The organism is Mucilaginibacter sp. (genome assembly GCF_028288105.1).
GTDB lineage: Bacteria > Bacteroidota > Bacteroidia > Sphingobacteriales > Sphingobacteriaceae > Mucilaginibacter.
In genome coordinates this window covers 1-7,400 of record NZ_JAQBOI010000163.1, presented here as the reverse complement: position 1 = coordinate 7,400, position 7,400 = coordinate 1, and the positions used below count along the sequence as shown (strand labels likewise).

Here is a 7,400-nt window from a genome sequence, read left to right as displayed (position 1 = left end):
ACGTTAAACAACCCGTTGCGTTCCTGCTCCTGGTAGTTTTGTACCGTTTCAATAGCATTGCTTATTACATCGCTTAAGGCGGTGATGAACGAACCCGGTTGGGCCAGGCTCATGGCATGTTTAATAGCATCAATCTCTTTTGGTATCACTTCATATTTTTTATTGGGATCTGCCGATTTGATACCATCGATAAGTAAACTCAAAATATTTTCGGCTGTTCGGCCACGAAGATGTTTTTCCTGGCGTAGTATAATGTAATCGAACATCTCTGCAGCTATTTTACCAAGCTCGCGGATATCGTCGTCGCGCCTGTCACCTGTGCCGGCTATAATGCCAATTTTCAGCGGAGAATCTATATGGCTTAAAAATTCTTTGATACCGTTATAACCATCGGGGTTATGCGCAAAATCGATCATAAAGCGGAAGTCTTTAAATTCAAAGACATTCATACGCCCCGGTGTTTGTGCTGCCGATGGGATAAAGGTTTCCAGCGAGATCTTGATATCCTCGGTTTTAAAGCCATGTACGAAGGTAGCCAGTGTGGCCGCCATTACATTGTCAATCATAAATGGCACAGTACCTCCAAATGTTAACGGGATCTGGATGGTGCGTTGTACACGTATCTTCCAGTCGCCTTTCATTATGGTGATAAAGCCATTCTCGCATACGCAGGCAATGCCGCCTTTTTTGCAATGTGCTACAATAACCGGGTTTTTTTCGTCCCTGCTAAAATAGGCAACGTTGCAATCTGCCTTTTTACCAACCTGTACACAATATTTGTTATCGGCATTTAAAACCGCCCAGCCACTTTTTTTAACCGAGTTAATTACCACGCTTTTTACACGGGTAAGGTCTTCAAGGGTATGTATGTCTGAAAGGCCTAAATGATCTTCCTGAATGTTGGTTATTACACCAATATCGCACGAGCTAAAGCCCAGGCCCGACCGCAATATGCCACCGCGGGCGGTTTCTAAAACGGCAAAATCAACTGTGGGGTCTTTTAGTATAAACTCGCTGCTTACCGGGCCGGTGGTATCGCCCTTTAGCATCATATTGTTTTGTATATAAATACCATCGCTGGTGGTAAACCCTACACGGTGGCCATTGTTTTTTACAATGTGCGCAATTAAACGGGTAGTGGTGGTTTTGCCATTGGTACCGGTTATGGCAATAATAGGGATCCGTGCCGATTTACCTGCCGGGTAAAGCATGTCAATAACATGCCCCGCCACGTTGCGCGCCAGGCCTTCGCTTGGTGCAATATGCATGCGGAAACCAGGTGCGGCGTTTACTTCCAACACCACGCCACCGTTATCGGTAAGGGGTTCGGTAAGGTTTTTGGCCATTATATCAATACCGCATATATCCAAGCCTATAATTTTAGAGATGCGTTCGCAGATGAATATATTTTGTGGGTGCACATGGTCGGTAACATCAACAGATGTACCGCCGGTGCTTAAGTTAGCGGTCGATTTTACAAACACCTTTTCGCCTGCTTCAGGGATGGTATCTAAAGTATAACCCTTCTTTTCCAGCAGGTCGAGGGTATCGCGGTCGACGTCAATAAGGGTTAATACATTCTCGTGCCCGTAACCACGGCGCGGGTCGGTGTTTTCTTTGTCTATCAGTTCCTGAATAGTTAGTTTGCCATCGCCTTTAACATGGGCCGGGTCGCGCAATGCAGCGGCAACCATTTTATTATCGATCACTAAAACCCTAAAATCGTAACCGGTTACAAAACGCTCTACAATTACCCTGCGTGATATTTTGGCGGCAAATTCATACGCCGCTATAGCATCTTCAGTAGTATTTATATTGATGCTGATGCCACGGCCGTGGTTACCGTCAAGCGGTTTAAATACCAGCGGGAAACCTATCTTATCAATGGCCTCAATTACCTGCTCGGTTTTGCTGATGGTGACGCCCTTGGCTACGGGGATAGCCTGCTCCTGTAAAATGCGCTTGGTTTCGTCCTTATTACCGGCAATATCAACGGCAATGCAGCTGGTTTTCTCCGTCATGGTAGCGCGGAAACGTACCTGATTTTTACCGTAACCCAGTTGTACTAACGACTGATTATTTAATCTTATCCATGGTATTTTACGGGAAATAGCCTCTTGTACAATAGCACCTGTACTTGGGCCAAGGCGAGTATTCTCGCGAATTTCGCGCATGGTTTGGATATCTTTCTCCAGGTCGTAATCTGTGCCGTCAATTAAGGCTTGGACAATATTCACAGCAGCTTCGGCGGCAAATACGCCTACTTTCTCTTCCAGATAGGCAAATACAACATTGTAAGTACCCGGTGTTTTGGTTTCGCGGGTGCGGCCAAAGCCGGTATCCATGCCTGCAAGGGTTTGTATCTCTAAAGCGATATGCTCTATAACATGCCCCATCCAGGTGCCTGCAACAACACGCTCAAAAAAGCCGCCTGGTACACCCGGCGAGCAACGGTGGCTATGCAGGCTGGGCATTAGTGCCTTCATCCGTTCGTAAAAGCCATCAATGGTATTAGATGGGCGGTCTTCCATTTCCTCCAGGTTCAGTCGCATTTGAATTAATTTCTTGCGGCTAACGCTCCAAAGGTTTGGGCCACGTAGTACTTGTATATTCTCGATCTTCATAGATGCTTTCCGAAATTGGGTGGGATAATAATAGTTCTAAAGCTAAAAAACTTATGAATGTTATGAAATGTTTTAGCCAAAAAATGCATTTTTATTAATTAATACATTAGTTTTTAATCAATTTTATTTTAATTTGTATAAATTGATATAAAGATTATGGATGTCCCGAAAGGAAAACTTGTAATAATTGGAGGCGCTGTGGATATGGGCAGTAACGTGAGTGTGTTGGAACATATAATGCAGCCTAACTATATTAAATTTTTTGAAAAGGGCATACTTAAGCGCATCATTAACGAGTCGGACAAGCACGAAGCTTCTGTTATTGAGGTAATTACCACAGCATCGCAAATACCCGAGCTGGTAGGCAACGAATACATTAAAGCTTTTAACCAGTTAAACGTTACACATGTAAATGTTTTACATATAAAAAGCCGGGAGGACGCTTCAAACCCCGAGTATTTAGAGCGCATTAGCAAAGCCGATGTAGTAATGTTTAGCGGTGGCGACCAATTACGCTTAACCGCGATTTTTGGTGGTACGCAATTCCTGCAGATCTTAAAACAACGTTACCAGGACGAAAACTTTGTTATTGCCGGTACATCTGCTGGTGCAGCTGCTGCATCAACCCATATGATATACCGCGGGCAAAGCAACGAGGCCCTTATAAAAGGTGAAGTGCAAATAACCGCCGGCCTTGGGTTTATTGATTCGGTAATTGTTGATACGCATTTTGTACAGCGTGGCCGTATTGGCCGTTTGCTTTACGCGGTGGCTACTAACCCGGGCATATTAGGTATAGGCCTTGGCGAAGACGCGGGTTTGCTGATCACCGAAGGCAGTATGATGGAAGCCATAGGCTCGGGGTTAATAATGCTTGTTGATGGCAAGAATATTGTAGAAACTAACGTTTATGATGTAGAGATAGGCAGCCCTGTTTCTATTGAGAACTTAAAGGTGCATGTAATGTCGATATTTGATAAGTACGACCTGCAACAGCACCGCATGATCATTAAAAAGGTGGTTAAGGTAGAGGAGGGTGTTTATGTGAGTGCCCAGGATAATAATGACTTATTACAATGAAGCTGATCATACACGGAGGTTTTTTTAGCGAATCGTTAACAAACCAGGAGGTTAAAAAAGCGAAGCAAGATGCCCTGCGTGAAATTGTTATGCTTGGCCACAAATACCTGGAAAACCATACAGCCGCCCAAACCGCCGTGTATACTGTTTGCCTGCTGGAAGACTGCGACCTGTTTAACGCGGGTACCGGTTCCCAGATCCAAAGCGACGGAAAAATAAGATTAAGCGCCGCCCTGATGGATGGCAAAACACAAAAATTTAGTGGGGTGATAAATATTGAGGATGTAAAAAATCCCATCTGCATCGCCGAAAAATTAATGGACTATGACGACCGTGTTTTAAGCGGACATGGTGCAATTAGCTTTGCCATTAATAACGGCGTAGCCTATTACAACCCCGAAACACCTCAACGCCGTAAGGAATACGAAAAAAAGCTAAGCGATTCTATCCGGTTAGGTACTGTTGGCTGCGTAGCGCTCGATTTTTATGGCAATATAGCTGCGGCAACTTCAACTGGTGGCAAAGGCTTTGAGATACCGGGTCGCGTAAGCGATTCGGCAACTACAGCGGGTAACTATGCTAATGCTTATGCGGGTATATCATGCACAGGTGTGGGCGAGGATATTGTAAGCGGGTCTGTAGCGTCAAAAATTGTTACCCGTGTAACCGATGGTATGCCGCTATCTACCGCGACAGAAATAACGCTCGACGAAATGAAGCCTTACAATGGCTTTGCCGGGGTAGTTGGAATTACCAATAACGGCGATATTTACCATGCCGATACCCACCCCTACATGGTTTGGGCTCTGCATGATGGCGAAGTTGAGGTGTTTGAATAGGGTTTTTCTTAGATAAGACGCAAAATTGCAGTTATAGCATCAGGTTAATTTTGCGGCAGTGCAATATTTTCGCATTTCCCACGTTTAGGTGTTTGGTTTTTATTGTGCTGACACTGAGGTAAATCACCTTTCTTAAGCTATTGTAAATCGGAAAAGTAATTTTTATATTTGTTACAAGTTAAAATAATTAACTTAATATTCCCCGCGAAAGATTTAAATGCGATACATTATTTTAGTAATTCTTTGTGCTCTTAACCTTTCGGCATCAGCCCAATGGTGGCGCGGCGATTTTAAAAAGCACAAAAGATATCCGCAAATTGCGCAGGTTAAAGATCATTCTTTAAAAAAGTTTTTTGAAGCAAAACCCCCTCTTTCTAAACCAAAAGTTACGTTAGTAGCTATTGCACGCAGTCAGTTTAGTCTGGAAATTAACGAACGCATTGTAATGCGGGCGGCACAGCATAATATGCGTTTCCGCGAGTACGCTTTAGCCAGCTATAAGTTTAGCGAACTGGCACAGATCTATGTTAAAGAGAACCGCCTGTCTGAAGCTAAATGGTATTACCTGCAAAGCATTTTGATCTCTAAACAGCAAAACGATCATCAGCATACTATAAATAACCTGGTTAGCCTGGCCATGATAAAAGCCGATCTGGGCGATTTAACCCAGGCCCAGCAGGACCTTGCCGAAGCACGCGACCTTGCGCGCACTACCGGCCGTAACAATGATGTTAAAATGATTGATGGTAAGATCAAATTTGTGCAAAGCAATAAAGTGTGGCTGCCTAAATCTGAACTGCGCTACGCTGAGGCTGTTGATGTTACGGGTAAGTCAAAATAACCCTGCTTTTGTAACATTTACGTAAAATGGGACTCTTATAATTAAATAAATCAAACATTATTGTAATATTGTTATTCAATATATGTTAATCTATATATTAGCGGGACGGCTTTGTGGCTGTCTCTTTTTTTATAATGCAAAGTTAAAAACAGGCACAAGTATTGATGTTTCACACAGGTCCCGATTTAAATAGTGTAAAAGATATGTTCAAGAAATTATATTTATTGCTGGTTTTAGCGACTGCGCTTGCCTGCAACGCAGCCCCAACGAAACCAAACTACAAACACGCAGGCCCTAATGACCTGCAACCCGATGAACAGCAAAGTGTTGTTTTAAAATATGTAGCGACCCTTGTTTCAGATTATAACTATAAGAAAGTTCCGTTGAATGATTCTATATCGGCTATTATATATGACCGTTACCTTAAAAAGCTTGATGAGAACCATAACTACCTTTTAGCATCTGATGTAAAGGAATTTGATCAGTTTAAAAATACGTTTGATGATGATATTAAAGCCGGTAACCTGGCCAATGTGTTTTATATCTTCAACGTTTTTCAAAAAAGATATACCGAGTATGTGAACTTTTCGGTAGCGCAGTTGGGCAAGAATTTTGATTTCTCTCAAAATGAAACCTATACTTATGACCGTGATAAGTTGCCCTGGGTATCCTCAGAAACCGAGCTGCACAACCTTTGGGCGCAACGCGTAAAGTATGATCTGCTTAACCTGAAACTTACCGGTAAAGAACTGGCGGCTAATAAAGAAACGTTAAGAAAGCGTTACACAAATATCCTGTCGCAATCAAACAAGCTTTCAAATCAGGACGTATTCCAGGCGTTTATGGATGCCTTTACAGAGGCTATTGATCCACACACCAACTACTTTAACCCGGCACTTGCGGCAAACTTTAATATTGATATGTCGCGTTCTATAGAAGGTATTGGCGCATCGCTGCTTAGCGAAAACGAGTATGTAACCATTAAAAGTGTTACAGCCGGTGGCCCAGCCGATAAAAGTAAACAAGTGCATGTTGATGACCGCATAGTAGGTGTGGCACAAGGCAAAACCGGCGAATTTCAGGATATCGTGGGCTGGAGGATAGATAATGCTATCGCCCTGATACGTGGTGCAAAAGGTACAACTGTACGTTTGCAATTGCTTGCCAAAGGTAGCGCTGTTGCAGCTAAACCAAGAGTAGTTGAGCTGGTTCGCGAAAAAATTATCCTGAAAGATATTTCTGCTCAAAAAACTATCCGTACCTATAACAATAATGGAAAAACCGTTAGAATAGGCGTTATTTCTATACCGGCATTTTACCTTGATTTTGCCGATTATAAAGCAGGTAACCCTAATTACAAAAGCACCACCCGCGATGTGAAGCTGATATTAGACAGCCTGAAACGCGAAAACGTTGATGGTGTAGTTGTTGACCTTCGCCAAAATGGTGGTGGTTCATTAATTGAAGCGGTTGAACTTACCGGCCTGTTCATTAAAACCGGTCCTGTTGTACAGGTAAGGGATTCGCGTAACCAAGTTGAGGTTGATAAAGATGAAGATCCATCTGTAACCTATTCTGGCCCGTTGGCTATAATGGTTGACCGTTTCAGTGCTTCGGCATCAGAGATCTTCTCGGGCGCTATACAAGATTATGGCCGCGGCTTAATATTGGGCACCCCAACTTATGGTAAAGGCTCGGTACAAAACGCTATCGACCTTGATAAAGTTATCAAACCTACCTTAAAAGATAAATTAGTAGCGCTTACCGGTAAAACAAAAGCGGTAGCTACCGGCAGCCAAAATAAATTTGGACAGTTAAATTTAACAATAGCCAAATTCTATCGCATTAGTGGTAGCTCAACACAGCATAAAGGCGTGTTGCCAGATATCGATTTCCCATCAATAATTCCGTTGGATAAATATGGTGAGGATACCGAGCCATCTGCAATGCCATTTGATGTAATAGATAAAAGCGATTATACAACCACCGGCAGTTTCGCCACGGTTCTCCCTCAGC

General features: G+C 43.1%; 5 protein-coding genes. 4 read left to right on the top strand and 1 reads right to left on the bottom strand.

Going from position 1 to position 7,400, the window contains the following annotated elements; translation table 11 throughout:
* A partial coding sequence (cphA, locus tag JWQ85_RS11425) for a cyanophycin synthetase (RefSeq protein WP_299467996.1) occupies nucleotides 1–2,624 on the bottom strand: 2,624 nt, incomplete at its 3' end.
* Nucleotides 2,625–2,780: 156 nt separating this feature from the next.
* Between cphA and JWQ85_RS11420 the strand changes: the two genes are divergently transcribed.
* From JWQ85_RS11420 to JWQ85_RS11405, 4 genes are all read left to right on the top strand, one after another.
* Complete coding sequence (locus JWQ85_RS11420; protein ID WP_299467994.1) at nucleotides 2,781–3,704, top strand: cyanophycinase; 924 nt, start codon at nucleotides 2,781–2,783, stop codon at nucleotides 3,702–3,704.
* Complete coding sequence (locus JWQ85_RS11415; protein WP_299467992.1) at nucleotides 3,701–4,543, top strand: isoaspartyl peptidase/L-asparaginase; 843 nt, start codon at nucleotides 3,701–3,703, stop codon at nucleotides 4,541–4,543. Before JWQ85_RS11420 ends, JWQ85_RS11415 begins: the two co-directional genes overlap by 4 nt.
* 217 nt (nucleotides 4,544–4,760) lie before the next feature.
* The gene (locus JWQ85_RS11410) at nucleotides 4,761–5,384 is read left to right on the top strand and encodes a hypothetical protein (protein WP_299467990.1); all 624 of its coding nucleotides are present in this window, start codon (nucleotides 4,761–4,763) and stop codon (nucleotides 5,382–5,384) included.
* A gap of 203 nt (nucleotides 5,385–5,587) precedes the next feature.
* Nucleotides 5,588–7,400 (top strand): S41 family peptidase (locus JWQ85_RS11405; protein ID WP_299467988.1); only part of this gene is annotated, 1,813 nt, incomplete at its 3' end.

Bases quoted from the DNA above. Each gene is read 5' to 3' on its own strand.
- JWQ85_RS11420 (WP_299467994.1), top strand. From the start codon at position 2,781: ATGGATGTCCCGAAAGGAAAACTTGTAATAATTGGAGGCGCTGTGGAT.
- JWQ85_RS11415 (WP_299467992.1), top strand. From the start codon at position 3,701: ATGAAGCTGATCATACACGGAGGTTTTTTTAGCGAATCGTTAACAAAC.
- JWQ85_RS11410 (WP_299467990.1), top strand. From the start codon at position 4,761: ATGCGATACATTATTTTAGTAATTCTTTGTGCTCTTAACCTTTCGGCA.